General features: G+C 48.7%; 19 protein-coding genes. 14 read left to right on the top strand and 5 right to left on the bottom strand.

Going from position 1 to position 19900, the window contains the following annotated elements:
• The first annotated feature begins 1 nt into the window (after position 1).
• A complete protein-coding gene (locus tag GC097_RS35250) occupies positions 2-154 on the top strand; it encodes a dockerin type I domain-containing protein (RefSeq protein ID WP_376768394.1) in 153 nt (50 codons plus the stop codon).
• Between the two features lie 474 nt (positions 155-628).
• On the opposite strand, the gene GC097_RS16065 is transcribed toward GC097_RS35250, so the two are convergent.
• Positions 629-1054: an exosporium protein C gene (locus GC097_RS16065; protein ID WP_171684300.1), complete on the bottom strand. Its 426-nt coding sequence runs from the start codon at positions 1052-1054 to the stop codon at positions 629-631.
• A 186-nt stretch (positions 1055-1240) separates the two neighbouring features.
• On the opposite strand from GC097_RS16065, the gene GC097_RS16060 reads away from it, so the two are divergent.
• The 4 genes from GC097_RS16060 (at position 1241) to GC097_RS16045 (ending at position 3433) form a co-directional block, all read left to right on the top strand.
• Entirely contained in the window at positions 1241-2164 is a 924-nt protein-coding gene (locus GC097_RS16060) for an NAD(P)/FAD-dependent oxidoreductase (protein WP_171684299.1), read from the top strand.
• Between the two features lie 30 nt (positions 2165-2194).
• The gene (locus GC097_RS16055) at positions 2195-2434 is read left to right on the top strand and encodes a glutaredoxin family protein (protein WP_171684298.1); all 240 of its coding nucleotides are present in this window, start codon (positions 2195-2197) and stop codon (positions 2432-2434) included.
• A gap of 42 nt (positions 2435-2476) precedes the next feature.
• Entirely contained in the window at positions 2477-3043 is a 567-nt protein-coding gene (locus tag GC097_RS16050; RefSeq protein ID WP_171684297.1) for a peroxiredoxin, read from the top strand.
• Positions 3044-3196: 153 nt separating this feature from the next.
• Positions 3197-3433, top strand: coding sequence for a hypothetical protein (locus tag GC097_RS16045; RefSeq protein ID WP_171684296.1), 237 nt, complete (start codon positions 3197-3199; stop codon positions 3431-3433).
• Positions 3434-3513: 80 nt separating this feature from the next.
• Here the strand turns inward: GC097_RS16045 and GC097_RS16040 are convergent, their stop codons facing one another.
• Positions 3514-3750, bottom strand: coding sequence for an AbrB/MazE/SpoVT family DNA-binding domain-containing protein (locus tag GC097_RS16040; RefSeq protein WP_171684295.1), 237 nt, complete (start codon positions 3748-3750; stop codon positions 3514-3516).
• Between the two features lie 311 nt (positions 3751-4061).
• Here GC097_RS16040 and GC097_RS16035 point away from each other — a divergent pair, with 311 nt between their 5' ends.
• The 3 genes from GC097_RS16035 to GC097_RS16025 all read left to right on the top strand — a co-directional run bounded on the left by GC097_RS16035 (position 4062) and on the right by GC097_RS16025 (position 8351).
• Positions 4062-5372 carry an ABC transporter substrate-binding protein gene (locus GC097_RS16035; protein ID WP_171684294.1) on the top strand — a complete coding sequence of 437 codons (1311 nt, stop codon included), beginning with the start codon at positions 4062-4064 and terminating at the stop codon, positions 5370-5372.
• Positions 5373-5453: 81 nt separating this feature from the next.
• Complete coding sequence (locus GC097_RS16030; protein WP_171684293.1) at positions 5454-6248, top strand: Nif3-like dinuclear metal center hexameric protein; 795 nt, start codon at positions 5454-5456, stop codon at positions 6246-6248.
• A 33-nt stretch (positions 6249-6281) separates the two neighbouring features.
• Positions 6282-8351 (top strand): alpha-glucuronidase family glycosyl hydrolase, encoded by a 2070-nt coding sequence (locus GC097_RS16025; protein ID WP_171684292.1) that lies wholly within the window; start codon positions 6282-6284, stop codon positions 8349-8351.
• 779 nt (positions 8352-9130) lie between these two features.
• On the opposite strand, the gene GC097_RS16020 is transcribed toward GC097_RS16025, so the two are convergent.
• Positions 9131-9799, bottom strand: a complete 669-nt coding sequence (locus GC097_RS16020; protein ID WP_171684291.1) for a DUF559 domain-containing protein — start codon at positions 9797-9799, stop codon at positions 9131-9133.
• 551 nt (positions 9800-10350) lie between these two features.
• On the opposite strand from GC097_RS16020, the gene GC097_RS16015 reads away from it, so the two are divergent.
• The 6 genes from GC097_RS16015 to GC097_RS15990 all read left to right on the top strand — a co-directional run bounded on the left by GC097_RS16015 (position 10351) and on the right by GC097_RS15990 (position 18021).
• Positions 10351-11313, top strand: a complete 963-nt coding sequence (locus GC097_RS16015) for a carbohydrate ABC transporter permease (RefSeq protein WP_171684290.1) — start codon at positions 10351-10353, stop codon at positions 11311-11313.
• Positions 11310-12152: a carbohydrate ABC transporter permease gene (locus GC097_RS16010; protein WP_171684289.1), complete on the top strand. Its 843-nt coding sequence runs from the start codon at positions 11310-11312 to the stop codon at positions 12150-12152. Before GC097_RS16015 ends, GC097_RS16010 begins: the two co-directional genes overlap by 4 nt.
• A 106-nt stretch (positions 12153-12258) precedes the next feature.
• A complete protein-coding gene (locus tag GC097_RS16005; RefSeq protein ID WP_171684288.1) occupies positions 12259-14016 on the top strand; it encodes a cache domain-containing sensor histidine kinase in 1758 nt (585 codons plus the stop codon).
• A 186-nt stretch (positions 14017-14202) separates the two neighbouring features.
• Positions 14203-15822: a response regulator gene (locus tag GC097_RS16000; RefSeq protein ID WP_171684287.1), complete on the top strand. Its 1620-nt coding sequence runs from the start codon at positions 14203-14205 to the stop codon at positions 15820-15822.
• Between the two features lie 20 nt (positions 15823-15842).
• Entirely contained in the window at positions 15843-16955 is a 1113-nt protein-coding gene (gene gutB / locus GC097_RS15995) for a sorbitol/xylitol/iditol dehydrogenase GutB (RefSeq protein ID WP_171684286.1), read from the top strand.
• Entirely contained in the window at positions 16936-18021 is a 1086-nt protein-coding gene (locus GC097_RS15990) for a Gfo/Idh/MocA family protein (RefSeq protein WP_171684285.1), read from the top strand. The genes gutB and GC097_RS15990 overlap by 20 nt, the downstream gene beginning before the upstream one ends.
• A gap of 37 nt (positions 18022-18058) precedes the next feature.
• Here GC097_RS15990 and GC097_RS15985 read toward each other — a convergent pair whose 3' ends face one another.
• A complete protein-coding gene (locus GC097_RS15985) occupies positions 18059-18922 on the bottom strand; it encodes a transglutaminase family protein (RefSeq protein WP_171684284.1) in 864 nt (287 codons plus the stop codon).
• Positions 18919-19878: an alpha-E domain-containing protein gene (locus GC097_RS15980; protein WP_171684283.1), complete on the bottom strand. Its 960-nt coding sequence runs from the start codon at positions 19876-19878 to the stop codon at positions 18919-18921. Before GC097_RS15980 ends, GC097_RS15985 begins: the two co-directional genes overlap by 4 nt.
• Between the last annotated feature and the right edge of the window lie 22 nt (positions 19879-19900).

Genomic DNA, 19900 nt, shown 5'->3' with positions numbered 1-19900 from the left:
AATTTCGATCGGCGATCTGGCGATTGTTGCCGCCGCATATGGTAAGGCATCAACAGATGCGGATTGGGATCAATACAAAAATGCAGATCTAAACAATGATGGCAAAGTAGACGTTACGGATCTCGCAATTATGGCCAGAAGAATATTTGAATAAAAAATTTTATGAAAATCGAGTAGCAGGGGGCGACAAGCCCCCAAGCTCTCACATCACCGTACGTACAGTGCCCATGCTTGGCGCACTAAAATAAGCCCCGATATCATTTAGCATCGGGACTTACAATTAAACGACGAATATGGAATAGACCTAACATGATGGTTTTGATTGTTCATGCTGTGGGTGTTCCCGCCCTCAGCATTAGGAGTATTAAGCTTGCGATAAAAAGGACTACCCGTAATGGGTGGTCCTTAAACTTGCCGTTATAGAAATCGCGGAGAACCGTATCACAAATAGTGGTAAAGCAGCGAGTAGCTTTTCCGATCACCATTGCTTTATCAATGATTTCTTAAATGAAATTATCAATAAGCAGGGCCGCCGTCACGGCTCGTACGCAGCCGGATCCGAAATGCACTCGCAAATCATTACCGATGGCCTGTCCCTTGCGTGTGAAATCGATGATAAGAGGTGCTGTCAGTTTCTGGTTTTAACTGCTAGCCCACTAAATGATATTGGTCCTACAATATCTACTCTTGTATTTGCAGCACGGTTTTCTGCTATGACTGTGTAGGCATGAGTACCTGCTGCTACATTTCTATCTTCAGCTTGGAAGGTAACGATATAATTTTGCTCTGAACCCTTAGATTCGATACCTTGCTGTGTATTAAAAATTTCTGTATTACCGCGGAAGACTCTAAAGCGAATTTGCCCAATGCCCGTGATACCTCTGACACCAACGGATAACACCAAATCTACCCGGTTAGGTTGAGAATTCACAGGAATCCGTATAGGGATCGATGCTATGCCAGATTTTTGTGGGGAACGTCGAATCGTAAACGATTTAGCCGGGTTGAAGCGACTAAGCGTTTGAACGGCCGCTTTATCAAGGATACGTACCATAATATCAACTCCTCTTTTGTTAATGCTCCAATCTATGTAAGAGATAGCGGGATTGATTGGGGCCCAAATTAATTATAATGACTATCAAAAAAGATTGACTTTCGCATTAATTTAATTATAATAATTATTATCTGATATTGATTATCAGTGGACGAGCAGTTGAATGGTAGAAAGGGTGCAGTCGCGATGTATGATGTCATTATAATTGGAGCGGGACCGGCAGGAGCTTCTGCTGCCATATATACAGCAAGAGGAAACTTGAAGACGCTGGTGATCGACAAGTCGCCGAATACGGGAGCTTTGGCCATTACACATAAAATTGCAAATTACCCGGGAGTGCCTGGGGAAATGTCCGGTAAGGATTTGCTGGATACGATGCGCGAGCAAGCGAAAGGATTTGGCGCTGAATTTATTCAGACGACGATCACAGCTGTAGATGTGGAAGACGAGACGAAGGTCGTATTTACGGCTGACGGCATGTATGAAGGCAAATCGATCATTATTGCCACGGGGTCTAAAGGCCGCAATCGTATGCTGCCTGGGGAAGAGAATTTGCTTGGGCGCGGCGTAAGCACATGTGCGACTTGTGACGGAGCTTTTTTTGAAGGAAAAACGGTCGCCGTCATCGGTGATTCGGAAGAAGCTTTGGAAGAAGCGCAAGCACTCAGCAAATTTACGGATAAAATCTACTTCGTCGTGCCGCGCCCCGAGCTGCAAGGCGTTCACCACATGCCAGAGCTGCCGGGAACGGATATCCTCTATAAAGCCAAACCGCTTGAAGTGCTTGGCGATAACCAAGTAGAAGGGCTTCGCATTCGGACAGGAGCGGGCACAGAGGAAGTGCTCAAGGTGGACGGCGTTTTTGTCTTCTTATCGGGCAGCAAGCCCGGGACAGATTTCCTGCAGGATCAAGTTCCGCTGGATGAGGAAGGCTTTATGGTCCTTGACAGTTCCATGCAATCACAGGTTGCTGGCGTCTTCGGCGCCGGAGAAGTTAGACGCACGCCTGTCAAGCAAGCTGTCGTTGCTGCTGCAGATGGGGCCATTGCGGCCATGGCTGTTGATAAATTTATTAATAAACGGGCTCAGTTGATCCCACAGTACAAATAATCTTATTCCCATCAAGGAGATGTATAGTCTATGTCGAATGTCATTGTTTATTCCAGTACAAATTGCCCTTATTGCATGCAGTTAAAAAAGTATTTGTCCGATCAACAAGTTGCTTTTGAAGAAAGAAACATTGATCTGAACGATCAATATGGCCAGGAACTTCATGATATGGGCTTAATGTCGCTGCCGGTAACGGTGATTGACGAGCACAAGATTCTAGGTCTCAACGTAACTAAGCTGAAAAAAGCTTTGGCTGAAGTAACCGCCTAACACCTGACCAAACATAATACAGATATAAGAGGAGAGAGAATCATGACACAATTAACCTTACAACCCTCCCATACATTTGCTAAAATAGGGCTGCCAGCTCCGACTTTTTCACTGCTGTCCACGAAAAACATGGAAACTTTAGAAGAAAAAATTTCGCTTGAGGACTATAGAGGAAAATGGCTCGTATTCTTCTTCTGGCCTTTCGACTTCACTTATGTATGTCCGACTGAAATTACAGCTTTCAGCGATCACTATGAACAATTCCTTGATCTGGATTGTGAAATCGTAGGAGCTTCCGTGGACAGTGTGTACACGCACAGAGCCTGGACACAAACACCGCGCGATCAAAGCGGTATCGGCCCGGTACAATTCCCGCTTGTCAGCGATTTCTCCAAAGAAACAGCCCGCGCTTACGGCGTGCTGGATGATGAAACCGGCGCAGCTCACCGCGGCTTGTTCATCATCGACCCGGAAGGCGTATTGCGTTACCAGGTCGTGACAGACATGAACGTTGGACGCTCGGTAGACGAGACGCTGCGTGTGCTTCAAGCGCTTCAAGCCGGCGGACTTTGTCCGGCGAACTGGAAGCCAGGAGATAAAACGCTATAAGCTTTGAATCAACAAGCCCCAGTCCGAGGATGATCAGCGGATTGGGGCTTTTCGTGTGCATTCTATGCGCGATTTGAAGTATAATAGAAAAGCAAATGAGGCGAAGACAGAAAGGTTAGATACATGATGCAGTCCATATCGGACAAACTATTTATGGGTTCTTTGATTTTACTGATGATTTCCGTTGTGGTCAGCGGAATTGGGTTTCAATTCGTGAATTGGCGCTCACAAGTCACAGATGAGTTAGATGCGGAGACGAATTCCAGTTCTGCCCGGAAGAGGGCAGTCATGGAACGTCAGGACAAGAGTTTAAAGCGTGTGCTGCGTTCTTATTTATTTTGGATCGCGATAGCAGGTATGCTTGTATCTATCTTACTCTCTCGATTGTAGGCTTCTTATACAGAAATAAGGCGTATAGCAGGTTTAAAAGCCAATGCTATACGCCTTATTCGGTCTAACTGTTTTATATATTAATTAATTTCCTCGACGCAGGAACTACAAACCATTTTACCTTTAAAATAAGTCATATTCTCGAAATTTCCGCAAAACACGCAAGCGGGCATATACTTTTTAAGCGTGATACGTTCCGGATCGACATAGACTTCAATGGCGTCCCCGATATCGATGTGCAGCGTGCGCCGCAGCTCAATCGGCAGAACAATACGTCCCAGCTCGTCTACTTTTCTTACAATCCCCGTTGATCTCATTCCAAACAGCCTCCCAGAAAATTAGAGTTTAATCGTTTCATTTTTGGATTAATACTATTATTCCACATATGAACTTGAATTCCTTTTATTTACTTGAAGGTATTATGTTAAAATTTGCATAGGTGCGCAGAGTTGGTATCGTGAAGCAAAGACCAGTATCGAAAAGAGCTGGTGTACCCGCTTGGCAGCAGCAGATCATTTTCGTGCAAATTTAAAATAATTCGTGCATCTCTCTTATATAAACCATAATCCACTATTGGTACTATAAATGTAAGCAAAACATCACTGATGAAGTAGGGGGATTACACACGATGATTAAATGGAAGCGTTCTCTAGGGTTAGTATTGGCGACCGCGCTAGCAGGATCACTGGTAGCCTGTGCAAGCGGCGGCAAAACAAATAGCAATGCAGGGCCGGCAAGCACAGCAACATCAGCAACAGCATCGAATGAGCCGGTGAAACTACGCATTATGTGGTGGGGGGCTACGGTTCGTCACGAGGCGACTTTGGCCGCACTGAAATTGTATACGGAAAAACACCCGAACGTTACTTTCGAGCCTGAGTATTCCGGTATTGACGGCTATTTGGACAAACTGTCCACGCAAGCAGCTGCGAATAACGCGCCGGATATTATGCAGCTTGATCCAGGCTGGATTTCAGATTGGGCAGGCCGCAATCAATTGGCGCCGCTGACCGGTGTTGATGTGAGCAAAATTGATGCAAAAGTGCTGTCCGGAGGCCAATCCGGAGGCAAACAATATGCGATGCCGCTTGGTTCAGTAGCTTACGGGATGATCTACGATAAAGCCGCTATGGACAAGCTCGGTTTGAAAGCTCCGCAAAACGGCTGGTCATGGGATGATTTCTTCGCACTCGCGAAAGAAGCGAAAACGAAACTTCCGGAAGGACAATACTTCACGAAGGATTATGCCGGCGATTATTTCGCTTACTCCGCATTCCAATATGCGAAAGGGAAAGGCATGGTCGTATCTGCGGAAGGGAAGTTCAATGTCGATCAAGCAACTTTCTTAGAGTGGACGCGGAATTTCGACGAGATGCGTAAAAATGGAATCGTTCCTCCTGCGGATGTGAATTCCTCTGATAAAGAGTTTGACCCGAAAATGGATTTGATGGTTAACGGTAAAATTTTGTTCCGTATGGGCTTCTCCAGCAACTATGGTTCATGGGATAGCTTGAAAAAAGGCGCTTATGCGCTAGTAACAATGCCTCGCAGTGTTGAAGCAGGCGGTTGGTTGAAACCATCCTTATACTTGGGTGTTTCCGCAGGTTCCAAGAAAGCGGAAGAGGCGAAAAAGTTCGTGGATTGGTTCGTAAACGATCCGGAAGCTGCGAAAATTTTGACAACGGTACGCGGATTGCCGGTTAACAAAGAAATTGCAACTTCCTTGGAGTCCAGCATGAGCGATGTCGATAAAATCGGTTCTGCCCTGCTGCACGCCACTGAGAAAGACGGACAAACGTGGAATCCTGGCGTGAAAGGCTGGACGAACTACATTGATAAAGATTGGCCGCTTGTCCGCGATCAGCTTAGCTTCGGTAAAACAACACCGGAAAAAGCTTATGAGCAATTGAAAGTAGCCGCACAAGCTTACGAAAAATAAGGCGAAAACGAGCCCGGAACATGCCTGTTCCGGCTCTCTTGCTTTTTATGGACAATGTGGATGAGGAAAGGAAATGAGGTTATGGCGATTCGTATTCAAGAGATCCTGGATCATTTAATCGAACCGGTCGGACGGCTGAGTGTAACGGTGGACACACTGAAGTCGGGTGATCCGTCGACAGAAGTGAAGGGTATCGCGACGACGTTCATGGCAACGCATCATGTGATTCAGACAGCTATTGACAGGGGCGTCAATTTGCTTATTACGCATGAAGGTACATTTTATCATCACCATGACCAGATAGAGCCGCTTTTAAGTGATTCGGTGTACCTGGCGAAACAGAAGCTTATCGAGGAATCAGGGATTGCCATTTTCCGGTTTCACGATTATTGGCATCGGTACCGCCCTGATGGCATTATGACTGGTTTGATTCAAGCCTTAGACTGGACGTCTTATGTAACGGAAAATAGACCGGCAGCCTCTTTGCTAAGGATTCCGCCTATGACAGTTGAGGAGCTGGCGGGATATTTGAAAAGCAAGCTGGGTATTTCATTCGTCCGTGCAGCCGGCGATTTGAGCATGACGTGCACACGAGTTGGGCTTCTTGCGGGATATCGAGGCGGAGGAGGGATGGCTATTCCCCTTTTTCAAAAGGACGGAGTCGATGTGATCATTGCAGGTGAAGGCCCTGAATGGGAGACGCCTGAATATGTGCGCGATGCCGTGCACCAAGGCAGGAAGAGAGCCTTCATAGCACTTGGACATGCTGAAAGCGAAGAACCGGGTATGAAGTATTTGGCTGAAATGCTGAAAGCGAAGTTTCCTGATCTGCCGGTGCATTTCATTGCGGAAAAACAGGTTTTTCAATCCATTTAGAATGGCGAATAAAAGGAGAGGAAGATATTTCTTATGAGCGATACAACTACACAACAAACAGGCTACCAGGCCTGGCTTGAATTTCATCCGGTAGCCCCTGGCGAGCGATATGACCAATATTTGGCCTACAGCCGAATTGTTTGTACGGAAGAAGACGAAGTGATTCATACGGCTGCCCAAGAACTGTCCCACGGGATTGGCAAGTTGCTGGGTAGAGCGATTAGCGTCTCTGAAAATGTAGAAGGGGGCGCTGTTATTGCACTGGGAACGTTCGGCGGCGGTAATGCGCTTGTAGACCGCACTTTTGGCGATGAGACCCGCTCGGTTATTAAGCCTGAAGGGTTTGCGATCAAGTCGGATCCGGCGAGCGGCAGTATCGTGATTGGCGCATCTTCGGCATCCGGCGTCTTATATGGAGCTTTTCATTTGCTTCGGCTTCTCAGCACGAAGCAAGCTGTCAACGGATTAGACGTTATTGAAAATCCGGTGAATATGCTGCGAATGATCAATCAATGGGATAATATCGACGGCAGTATTGAGCGGGGCTACGCTGGCAAGTCGATTTTCTTTGACAACAACCGGATCACAACAGATCTGACACGTGTTCGCGATTATGCCAGGCTGCTGGCTTCTTCGGGCCTAAATGCCATCTCTATCAATAATGTGAACGTTCATCAATGGGAAACGAAGTTCCTGACCGGGGAATACCTCCCGGAAGTAGCAAAGGTGGCCGGCGTGTTCCGCTCGTTCGGGATCAAGCTGTTCTTAAGCGTCAACTACGCGAGTCCTCTTGAAATCGGCGGGCTGTCTACGGCTGATCCGCTCGACCCTGCTGTGCGCGAATGGTGGCGGGTTAAAGCAGCCGAAGTATACGCCGCGATTCCGGATTTCGGCGGCTTCCTCGTGAAGGCGGATTCGGAGAACCGCCCAGGACCGTTTACGTATGACCGCGATCATGCAGACGGCTCTAATATGCTGGCAGAGGCGCTTAAGCCTTTCGGCGGCATTGTTATTTGGCGTTGCTTTGTGTATAACTGCAAGCAGGATTGGCGTGACCGGGTGACGGACCGGGCTCGGGCGGCGTATGATCATTTTAAACCGCTGGATGGAAGATTCATGGATAATGTCATTTTGCAGGTAAAGAATGGTCCTATGGATTTCCAAGTGAGGGAGCCGGTATCTCCGTTGATTGGAGCTATGGAGACGACGAACCAGATGATCGAGTTCCAGATTACCCAGGAATATACGGGTCAACAACGCCACTTATGCTATCTCGTTCCGCAGTGGAAAGAAGTGCTTGATTTCGAAACCTATGCGAAGGGGGAAGGGTCCAGCATTAAGCGAATTGTCGATGGGTCCTTGCATGGCAATCGATTCAGCGGCTTTGCCGCCGTCTCCAATATCGGGAACGATGTCAATTGGACTGGGCATTTGCTGGCGCAGGCGAATCTGTACGGTTACGGCCGGTTGGCGTGGAATCCGGAGCTGTCCGCCGAAGCGATTGCGGAGGAGTGGATTCGCCTGACCTTCGGCGGAGACGAGAAAATCGTCAGCGTGGTGATGAGTATGCTCATGGAGTCATGGAGCATCTATGAAGCCTATACGGCGCCGCTCGGCGTAGGCTGGATGGTGAGTCCAGACCATCATTACGGGCCGAACGTAGACGGCTACGAATATTCGAAGTGGGGCACGTATCATTTTGCGGATTGCCATGGCATCGGTGTCGACCGGACGAAGGCAACCGGCACAGGGTATGCGGCACAGTACAAAGGTGCGAATTACGAAACTTACGAGTCGGTTGAAAGCTGTCCGGATGAGCTGCTGTTGTTTTTCCATCATGTGCCGTACACACATGTGCTGCATTCAGGGCAAACGGTGATTCAGCATATATATAACACGCATTTTGAAGGCGTGGAACGGGCTGAGCAGTTGGCGGTAGAGTGGGCTGGCCTGAAGGGGAGTGTAGGCGAGCTTGTGCATAAGCACGTAGCAGACCGCCTTGCGGAGCAAGCTGCTCATGCGAGAGAATGGCGCGATATGATTAACACGTACTTCTTCCGCAAGAGCGGCATTGCCGATGCATTGGGAAGAACGATATATTAATCTGCAAAGAAGCGGCGCTTTTAGGCTGCTTCTTTGGTTTGTTTACGATTCCACTGCTTCGCCGTGTCGTCGCCGCTCGAACCATTCATGCTGCTCTAATCATTCATTCCTCCAACCCACCAACCCACCAACCACCAACCCACCAACCACCAACCCACCAACCACCAACCCATCAACCCAACAGCCCAGCAACCCACAACCCAGCAACCCTCCATCATACTGTCCCAACTGCAATAACTGGAAAATTTACCGCTAATCTGGTCCGGGGTGGTCCAGGGAACGTAATAGTAGGAGAAACTCCATCTAAATCGTCGGTAGTTTGAGAATGAGCCCGGATTAGGCCGGATTAGCGGGAGGAATTCCAGTTATAGGGGCTGGAGTGGATAAAAAGTAGGAATTAGCAGGAGTTTTCGGCGTTAGTGACAAGCAATCGTGATCATAGTAGGTAGAACCAGAGTCATATCGGGCGATCCATTCTTCTGCTCGAGTTTCACTGCGGTACCCCCCACTGCTGATCTGCAATAACAGGAAAATCTACCGTTGATCGGTACAGGGAACGGAAAAGCAGGAAAAACTCCATCTAAATCGTCGGTAGTTTGGGAATGAGCCCGAATTTGGCCGGATTAGCGGGAGGAATTCCAGTTATTGGGGCTGAAAGTGGATCAGAGGTAGGAATTAGCAGGAGTTTTCGGAGTTAAACAAATTGGGTTTTACCTCCGTCATGCGTCGGCGCTACAATACGCGCTCAGGATTCGCGCGTGATGGGAGTCGTAGAAACTTCAAAAGTACGCCAGCACCTCTTTAGCTAATTCGTACCGGACGACCCTTTCTTGGTTATCGCCGTAAGAAGGGAGTAACTGACCTTTGGCGCACATTCTTTTCAGTATGAGCACTGCTGTCTTGTGATTAATTTCCAAATGACGCGCAACGTCCAATGGGCGCAGAGAATGCGACCGCTCTATTGCAAGGCGGATAATCTCTTTTTCGGCTAGCTGCGCGCGCGAGATAGGTGCATGGCTGGGCTGATAGTTGCTTAGCACCATACGAAGCAAAGTGATGCACAGATCGGGACGCTGCTCAACGTCGTCATAAGCAAAGGAAATGACATGGAATCCTATGGCATGAAGAAACGTCTCACGGTTCAACTCGTAGCAATATTTCTGCCTGTCCATGTCACGCACATGCGCCGTGTAGCCTTTGATCTCAATTAGCAGCTTAACGTATCCGGGTAGCCAGGAAAAATCAGCAAAATAAGATTTTCCCCGCCAATCGAGCACTTCGTACTCCGGATGAAGATCTTTGAAGCTGACCCTAAGAGGCCACCAGACATTGTTAAGAAACAGTGTTTCACCGTGCCCATGTCCCCTTTCCAGCCTGCCCCGGCGCTCTCCCGATCTGTTTTCGCTATGAAGACGGATAAATGCGGTGTGTGCATCATTAAAAGTCATAATCTCAACCCCTCTGAATAAATAAAAAAACGCCCCGTCTCCACTCGTAATGAATGGATCGGGACGTACTTCGTCACTTGTTTTTGATTATAAAGCAATTGTTCAATCAAAACCAGTCCCACTTTAAGATAATATCGGACGATCCATCATCCTGCTCCAGTTTCACTGTGGTGCCTGCCACTGCTGATCTGGAATAAAAGGAGAATCAACCGTTAATTTGATCCGGGGCGGCCCAGGGAAAGGAATAGCAGGAGAAACTCCATCTAAATCGTCGATAGTTTGAAAATGAGTCCCAGTTTGGCCGAATTAGCTGGAGAAACTCCAGTTACCGAGGCTAGAAGTGGATCAGAAGCGGGAATTAACGGGAGTTTTCGGCGTTAATGACAAGCAATCACGATCATCTTAGGTCCACCCTGCAGCTAGAATCGGAACCATATCGGATATTCGGGATATTTTGAAAGAATTCGATGATTCCTCTCATTTAGTACCTGACGTACACCCTTTATACTTGAACTATCAAGTAATCAGACTAACTGCAGAGGTGAACCTACATGAATCGTTCCACAGCCGTTGCCGTGAAAGCCGCTGCGGGCACCAAGAAACGTCGTTCTTTTCTAAGTCGCTGGGATGCGCCAATTGCGGGATATTTATTTATTTTGCCGTGGCTGCTCGGATTTTTCGGGCTTACGGCGTATCCGATGTTTTTATCGTTGTACTACTCCTTTACCGACTATACGCTGATGGAATCCATCAACTGGGTCGGATTTCATAATTATGAGCGAATCTTTACGGCGGATGCTAAGTTTCTCCAATCCGTGAAAATTACGTTCTTGTACGTGCTGGCCTCCGTGCCGCTCAAGCTTGTCGCGGCTTTGCTTGTTGCCATATTGCTGAATAAGGCGATGAGAGGGATCTCGGCTTACCGAACGGCGATTTATTTCCCATCTTTGATCGGGGGGAGCATCGCGGTATCCTTGCTGTGGCGGAACATTTTTGGCGTCGACGGGATTTTTAACGAAGTTCTCGCCAAGTTCGGCATTCAAGGTATTGGCTGGATTACTAATCCAAGCACGGCTTTGTGGACGCTTATTTTATTAACGGTCTGGCAGTTCGGTTCCTCGATGGTCATTTTTCTAGCCGGACTTAAGCAAATCCCGAATGATCTCTATGAAGCATCCGGGGTGGACGGAGCGAACCGGTTTGTGCAATTTTTCAAGATTACGCTTCCGATGCTCTCGCCGACTTTGTATTTTAACCTGATTATGGGCGTTATTAACGCATTTCAAATGTTCACCTCGGCTTACGTCATCACAAATGGCGGACCGATGAACTCCACCTACGTCTATGCGTTGTACTTATATGAACGGGCGTTTAGCCGCTATCAATTGGGGTATTCCTCTGCACTGGCCTGGATCATGCTCGTTATGATCGTGATTGTGGCGGCTATTATCGCGGGTACATCCAAATACTGGGTATTTTATGAAACGGAGACGGGAGGTAAGAAAAGCAAATGACCACGAAATGGAGTCAAGCTGTCCGTCATCTGTTCATGATTGCCTTCAGTTTACTGATGGCTTATCCGGTCCTTTGGTGGATCGGCGCATCGTTGAAATCCAATAGTGAATTGAGCTCGCCGAGCCTTTTCCCATCTTCGCCGCAATGGAGCAATTTTGTGAAAGGCTGGAATTCGGTTCCGGGACATTCCTTCACCGACTTTTATCTCAACACGTTCGGGCTTGAGATTGCCGTTCTAGCCGTCACGCTGATCTCCAGCACGCTTGTCGCGTTCGGGTTCGGCAGGCTGGATTTCCCGCTGAAAAAGGTCTGGTTCTCGCTGTTAATGGTCACGCTGATGCTTCCCGGTCAGGTGCTCATTATTCCGCAGTATGCGATGTTCCACCAGTTGGGTTGGGTGAATACGTACCTTCCGTTTATTGTGCCTCATTTGCTAGCCAGCGGTGCAGGCGGAACGTTCTTCGTTTTCTTGCTCATCCAATTCGTGCGCGGTATTCCCAAAGAGCTGGATGAATCGGCGAAAATGGACGGCTGCTCATGGTTCGGCATTTACCTACGAATTGTTATGCCGCTTACGAAACCGGCGATTGTTACGGTCATGATTTTCTGTTTCCTATGGAATTGGGATGATTTCCTCGGGCATTTGCTCTACATTAACTCAGTCGATAAGTACACCGTCGGACTGGCGCTGCGGATGATTAACGATTCGCAAACAGGGCAGGAGTGGGGGCAGCTGCTGGCGATGTCGCTTGTTTCCATTGTGCCTGCGACACTTGTCTTTATGTTCTTGCAGAAGTACTTTGTCGAAGGGATTGCAACAACCGGTATTAAAGGATAAGATGAAAAACAAATAAGGAATTCATAGAACGGTAGAGCAGCGAACAAGTTTCGTTGTTTTACCGTTTCTTTCGCCTAATCGGATACTTAACGGGAGCGCAAACCGCATGACGAATCCTTTCAAAAAATTTAGAGTCGACCACTTGTTTTTCCGCAGTTTTGCCGGATTTATTATTGTTGTCTTGGCTTGCAGCGTATGGGCCAGCTATAGTATTTCATCGAAGGAGCTTGCTCAAACGACGTTTCAATACCAGCAAAAGCTGCTGGACGAGCTGAATAATGAAATTACGACAAGGCTCGTTACCATTGAACAGATCTCGTTGTCCACATCACGCGACAATGAATTGATTACCTTTTTGGCCAATAAGCAGGATGAGTTCGACCGGTACCGGGGATCGATAAGTGTTGAAAAGGCGCTTGCGAATTTGACCTATTCCATTCCGCTCATTCAAGGGATTGATCTGTATATGAAGCGCCCGCTTCAAGGCGATGCCAAGAGCTATATTCAGTTCCGGGATATGGCGGACCTGAACAAGCAGTCCTGGGCGGAGCTGCTGACGGGGAATGATTTTACATGGTCCATCGAACATCTGATTCCAAGCTTTCAAGGGGATGTGCCGGTCCTCAGCTTTGCCAGAAAAATTATGTACGACGACAAATACTTAGGGGTTTTGGTCATCCACGTGAAGGCCGATCAAATCAGGAGCCTGCTGGCGGGACATTCTTCCGAAGCGAACCGGATCATGATTGACTCGCGGGGAGAGCAATTCCTTAAGATCGGTCAGATCCCGGATCATAACGAGCTGTCCGAATGGATTGACAGCGATGCCAAACAGAAGCAATCGGGTTATGTCCACACAACGGGGAACAGCGAGGCTGGCGATTCTTTATTGGTTTACTCCAAATTGCTTGATTCCAATTGGACACTTGTTGAAATTACGCCGTGGCATCAAATTACGGAAGGCAGTATCAGGCTGGCCGAAGTCATCGGTATGATCGGGGTCGGAGCTGTCCTGCTGACGCTGTTCCTGACGCATTATTTGAGCAGACAGTTCACGAAGCCGATCAAAAAGCTTGTGAACGCAATGAGCGTTTATTCCGTAGGCGGAAATAACGTGGAGCTCCCGGTCGATTATCAGAATGAATTCGGTTCTTTATTCTCCGGCTACCGTAAGCAGAACGAGCGAATCGAAGAACTGTACCTCTCCCTGCAGCGAAGATACGAGCAGCAGCGCAAAGCGGAGATTGAAGCGCTTCAGGCGAATATCAATCCGCATTTCCTCTACAATACGCTGGATCAGCTGAATTGGATGGCGATTGAAGCGGGGCAGGATGAAATCAGCCGCATTTTGGAGTTGATGGGACGAATGTTTCGGATAGGCCTCTCAAACGGGGCCAGCTTTATCACCATTGGCGAGGAGCTTATGCACATGGAGTGCTACTTGGAAATTCAGCAGCTGAGGTGGAGAACGGGGCTTGATTACGAAATTGAGGCATCTCCGGAAATCCGTGAGCTGTTCATCCCTAAGCTGACACTTCAGCCATTCGTGGAAAATGCCATTGTTCATGGCTTTAATATGCGAAGTCAAGGCCACATTCATATTCGGCTGCAGGATACGCAGGATAGTATCCAAATTACGATTGATGACAATGGGGTTGGACTTCAGCAGGCGGTGGAAAGGAAACACAAACGCCAAACGGGCGGCTACGGAATCCGCAACGTAAGAGAACGGATAGCCGGTTATTTCGGCGGAAACAACGGAATTAAGTTGATGGAGCGTACTGAGGGAGGAACACGTGTCATCATTACGCTTCCTCGTTTGGCAGCGCCTCCTGTGAAAGATCAATTGGAGAAATGGGACTAGTTCGTTGTATTTTAAAATAAATCGTGCATTTTTCTTATTTCAAAGAGAAGCATGGATTGATAGTATGAAAGTATGTTTGGATATATGAAATAATGAAGCCTGGAACAAAAGCTTGTTCCGGGCCGCAGTTATATGACATAGCAGTCGCTTAGCTTAACATTAGTTGAAGGTAAGGAGGCCAGCGTTGTGTGGAAGATTGCGATCATAGACGATGAACGCCAAGTTCTTCAGGGAATGAAACGAGCCATACCTTGGGATGAACTGGATGCAGAATGGGCTGGGGAAGCGTTGAACGGCGAGGACGGTCTGGAGCTCATCAGGTCGTCTGCGCCGGATATTGTCATTACAGATATTTATATGCCGGTCATGAATGGCCTTGATATGATAGAACAGCTAAGAAAAGAAGGCTATGGCGGCAAAATTATTATTTTGAGCGGATATCAGGATTTTGAGCATGCGAGGCAAGCGCTTCGGCACAATGTCACCGATTATTTGTCAAAGCCGATTAGTGTCCCTACGTTGAAAACGATTCTGGGTAAAGTTACCCAGGAGCTGATGGAAGAAGAAGAGAAGCGAATTAAGCAGGACGAGCTTCGGCAGAAATTGATGCTCTACGAGCCATTCATTGAAAAGGAATGGGTGAAATCGGCTGTAGCCGGTACATTGGACAGCTCTTATCGGAATGAGGGTCGGCTGCCGGAACCGTACCGCTTTTGGGCGGAGAGCAAGCATGTGGTCATTGGCATCGACCTGATCCGTGACGTTCGCACCTCGAACCTGTCGCTTCCCGACTGGAGCTTGTTTCGCTTTGCCATTAGCAATGTCGTTTGTGAAGTTGCGCGCGAATCGTTTTCTGCGATTGAATACGTAGAGCTTCATGGGACAAGAGCCGTGCTCATCCTTCATCCGGAGGCCGGTTGTTCGCAGCATAAGCTTACGCAGAAGCTTGGTGAGCTCGGGATCAGACTCATTGACTGCATCAAAGGTTATTTGAAGCTTGTGATTCGAGTCGGCATCGGAGGGACGAAAGAGGACTGGACGGAAATGCCGGATTCGACGGAGGAAGCGTTCCGCGCCATCGATTTGAAAGATGGGCGGGTCGCTCCGGCTTATGATTTGTTTGTGTATAGTGAGGATATGAGAAACGATCAGGGAACGCTGGTGATGCGGCCGGCCAAATTTTATTTTGAATTAGCCGGTGCGATGAAGGCCTCGCAGGAAACTCAGGCTCATCAGCTTGTGGCCCAATATATCGAACAACTGAAGGAACAAAAAGGGATTACACCAGATTACGTGCAAATGCTGGCGGGAGACCTTTGGGGAATTTTTGCCTATTGTCTCTATGAAGTGGGCATGGTACTCGATGATATTTTTCCGAATGATCAAATTGTGAAAGAAATGGTCGGACTTACCTTGCCGGAGCAGTTATCGGAATGGCTTACCGCCAAAATATGCGTCATTTTCAGCAGCAGACAGTGGAAGGGTAACAGTAAACACAGACAAGCCGTCGATTTCATGACACAATATATACATGAGCATTACGCGGACGATATGACGCTTGCCGATTTGGCGGATAAGGTGTATATCTCGCGAAATCATTTGTCGATCATTTTCAAAAATGTGACCGGCGAGACGTTCAACACCTATTTGACGCGTGTGCGCATCGAAAAAGCAAGGGAACTGCTGCTGGAAAGAAACATGCTTGTGTATGAGGTAGCTGAGCAGGTTGGTTACAAAAATGTGCCTTATTTCAGCACGCTTTTCAAGAAATTTACCGGCATGAACCCGACGGAACTCATTAAATGATCTAAAAGGAGCGAGAAGAAATGAATGGACAACTACCTGCAGTGATGAAAGCGGCTGTCATGACGAAGCCTGGAACGATCGTGATGGAGGAGCGCCCTGTCCCGCAAATTGACGCGAATGAAGTGTTAATTAAAGTGATGGCTGTCGGTGTATGCGGTTCGGACGTTCATTATTTTGAAAATGGCCGAATTGGCCGCTACGTGGTCGAAAAGCCGATTATTCTTGGGCATGAATGCGCCGGCATTATTGTGGCTGCAGGCGCTTCCGTAACAAACGTGAGCCTTGGCGACCGCGTTGCGATCGAGCCAGGCGTCACCTGCGGATACTGTCAGGCTTGTAAGGAAGGCCGTTACAATCTGTGTCCGGACGTGCAGTTCCTGGCGACTCCGCCGGTGGACGGCGCATTCGTCCAATATATGAAAATCCGCGGGGATATGGTGTTCGCCATTCCGGATCATTTGTCCTTTGAAGCGGCGGCGCTGGTCGAGCCTTTCTCCGTCGGCATTCATGCGGCTAAGCGCTGCAGCCTGCAGGCGGGTTCGACGGTTGCCATCATGGGCATGGGCCCCGTCGGCCTCATGGCTGTTGCGGCAGCCAAATCATTCGGCGCAAGCCGGATCATTGTCACCGATCTGGAGCAAGTACGATTGGATGCCGCCAAACGGATGGGAGCGACGGACGTCATCAACGTCAGAGAAGAAGATGCGGTTGGGCGCATCAAGGAGATGACGGCCGGGCTTGGCGTGGATGCCGCCTGGGAGACGGCCGGCAATCCGAGAGCTTTGCAATCGGCGCTCTATTCACTGCGCCGTGGCGGCAAGCTTGTGATCGTAGGCTTGCCTGCGCAGGATGAAATCCCCCTGAATGTCCCGTTCATGGCGGACAATGAAATTGATATTTACGGGGTTTTCCGCTATGCGAACACCTATCCGACGGGCATTAAATTTCTTGCCGGTGATGGCATAGACGCGATGGCGCTTATTACAGACCGTTATCCGTTGGAGCAGACGCAGGACGCGCTGGAGCGTGCCATTCATAACAAGAGCGGCAGCCTGAAGGTCATGGTATATCCGAACGAAGTTCTACAAGCCGAGAATGGGGAGGAAAGTTTCGATGAGTACAGTGAAATTTAGCTTGATTGGCGGTGCCGGTTTTCGGGCGCAATATTTTCTAAGGATTGCTCAGGCGCTGCCTGAGCGGTTCGAAATTAGTGGAATGGTCGTAAGGAACGAGGACAAAGCCAAGGAAATGGAGTCGAAGTGGGGAACGCCGACCTACCGAACGCTTGAGCAGCTTCTTGAGAGCGAGCAGCCTGATTTTGTCGTCGTTTCCGTCTCTCCTTCGCAGAGTCTGGAGTATCTGCTAAAGTTGGCGGAGCGGGGAATACCCGCTTTGTTGGAAACGCCGCCTGCTTCCGATCTGAGCGGACTCCAGCTTTTGCATAATCAATTAACCCTTAAAGGTGCTCGTGTTCAGGTAGCGGAGCAGTACCATTTTCATCCTGTACAGCAAGCCCGCTTGGAGCTCATTCGATCAGGTCGACTTGGTAAAATTACCGAAACGACGGTTTCAATTTCACAGTTCTACCATGGCGTCAGCTTAATTCGGAAAATGCTCGGGGTCAACTTCGAGGACGTACGCATTAAGGCGATGCGTTTTGAGTCGAAGTGGGTTCAGGGTCCTAATCGCAGCGGTCCGCCTACAGAAGATAAACTGATCCCGTTGCAGAGGGATTTGGCATGGCTGGATTTCGGAGATCGTCTGGGTATTTATGATTTTACGAAGGACCAGCACCGCTCATGGACTCGTTCGAATCATTTGTCCGTGAGAGGAGAGCGCGGGGAAATCTTTGACAACCGGGTGCTGATCCAACAGGAATCGTGCACAGAGCTTCGGTTGGAGCTGCAGCGCATGAACAGAGGCGAGTTGGAAAATGCCGAAGGCTATTATCTGAAAGGAATCCTTTGCGGAGAACAATGGGTTTACGAGAATCCGTTCGCTCCGGCGAGGTTATATGATGACGAGATTGCTATTGCCGTATGTTTGCAAAAAATGGCGGACTACACGTTCGGCGGACCTAGCTTCTATAGTCTCGAAGAGGCTTCGCAGGACCAGTATATCGGGATGATGATCGAGAAAGCGATTCAAACCGGAGAAACAATCACGACAGAGCCACAATGTTGGGTGCCGAAATCATAAATGGCGAATAATCCGGCGTATTCATTTCAAATAGAGCTCATTCAATCAGTTTGACGTCGACGATGACTTCCAGATCCTGCCCGCCGGATCCGCGATAGACGCCTTTGACGGGAACGATATCGTTGTAATCCCGGCCATGACCCAGCTTAATATAGCGCCAATTGACTTCGCAGTTGTTGGTGGGGTCATAGCCGAACCAGCCGCTGCCCGGGATGAGGCATTCGACCCAGGCGTGGGAGGCTTGCGTAAATTCCGCGCTTCCTCCCTGCAAATCGCCAACGAAATGGTAGCCGCTCACATACCTTGCGGGTATGCCTTTATCCCGGCAAACGGCGATCATCAAATGCGAATAGTCCTGGCATACGCCCCGCCTAAGCTGCAGCATTTCGCCCACCGTGGTCTGCACCGAAGTAGCGGAGGGATCGTACGTGAAATCGCGGTGAATCGTTGTGTTAATCGTGCTAAGCAGCTCAAATAAAGAAATATGCTGATCCGAAATAGCATCGGAATAGGCCTTGATTTCACTTGTCAGCTCCGTATACCCTGTAGGCAGCAAATATTCGGCGTGTTCATTCTGGAACTCATCGCTAAGCCGCAGCGCTTTCTCCTCGTAGGGCGAGAAGGCTGTGCGCGGGGTGTTATCGTTATCGTGTGTGACAACGGTGGACGTCATTTTAATCGTGAGCTCGCGATGGATGTTATTGACGGTGAAGGCATGCACACGGTTATGAAAGTAATCCGAATACGTAAAAAAGGCAGTTACCGGCTCCGTCATAATGCTGTGGTGGTAGCAGGATTGACGGTTGTCGGTCAGCGGCGTCAAACGCACTTCATTGACACTGTCCTGTGCCGAATCTGTGTAGGAATAGCGCGTGATATGCGTGATCTCCAGCATTTTCATGCAATGACCTCCTCCCGGGAGGGAAAAAAGACTTTGGTCATCCGCAAGCCCATCCCATTGCACGATTCCCGGAGAGCCTGCAGCGTCATTTCCAATTTACCGGATAAAATATCGTCCTCGTCCATGCAAGCCAGGTTAGCTTTCACTTTTCCTGCCAGTTTGGCGAGTTTGCGTACCGTCATGTTCAAATCCGGGTCTTCCATTTGTATGCTCTTTAACGATCGCTCCAGCGCTTGGAAAGCGTAGCTGATCGAACGGGGAAAAGCCTCATGCAGCATCAGGAATTTGATGATGTTGCTTAGGTTTACGGTATCCGCATATTCCCTGCGGAACGATTCATAGCCGCTGACCGATTTCAGAACAGAGAGCATCAGCGGGTAGGAAGACGATTCCTCTCTGGCGTAATCCTGGCCCAAAGATTGCAGCAAGCGCAGCAAGTTTTCAGCACGCTCCAAATAGCGTCCCGCTTCAATGAAATGCCATTCATTCTGGCGCGGCATGACCGAGGTGGCGGCCCCGTGAAACATGGATAAGCTGTCACGGACGAACCGGTAAAACAAATGAGGCGAATCGCTTGTGATATCGCGGACATCTTTCTCTTTTAGCCACAAATACAAGCCATTCATAATATCCCACAGCTCGGAGGGCATTTTCTCCCGAATATTACGCAGATTGGTACGGGCATGATTGGTACAGGCCAATAAAGAATTGACATTATTTTTGTCGAGTGTAATGTACTGGAGGACATGCTGCTCGGTGAAGGAGCTGTAATGCTCTGTGAATGCCGTCCTGTCACCGATCGTATCGATTAGCCTGCTCCAGGATTGACCGCTGCCGCTCTCCCGTTCCTCGCGAATATGGTAATACACATCAATTAGCCTCGCATGATTCTCTGTTCTTTCCGTATACCTGCCGATCCAGAATAAAGCTTCCGCTGTTCGTCCCATCATCACCATGTTCAGCTGGCCTCCCATCTTA

The sequence above is a fragment of the Paenibacillus planticolens genome (genome assembly GCF_013141725.1).
GTDB classification, from domain to species: Bacteria; Bacillota; Bacilli; order Paenibacillales; family NBRC-103111; genus Paenibacillus_E; species Paenibacillus_E planticolens.
This window is presented reverse-complemented; position numbering and strand designations above follow the sequence as displayed.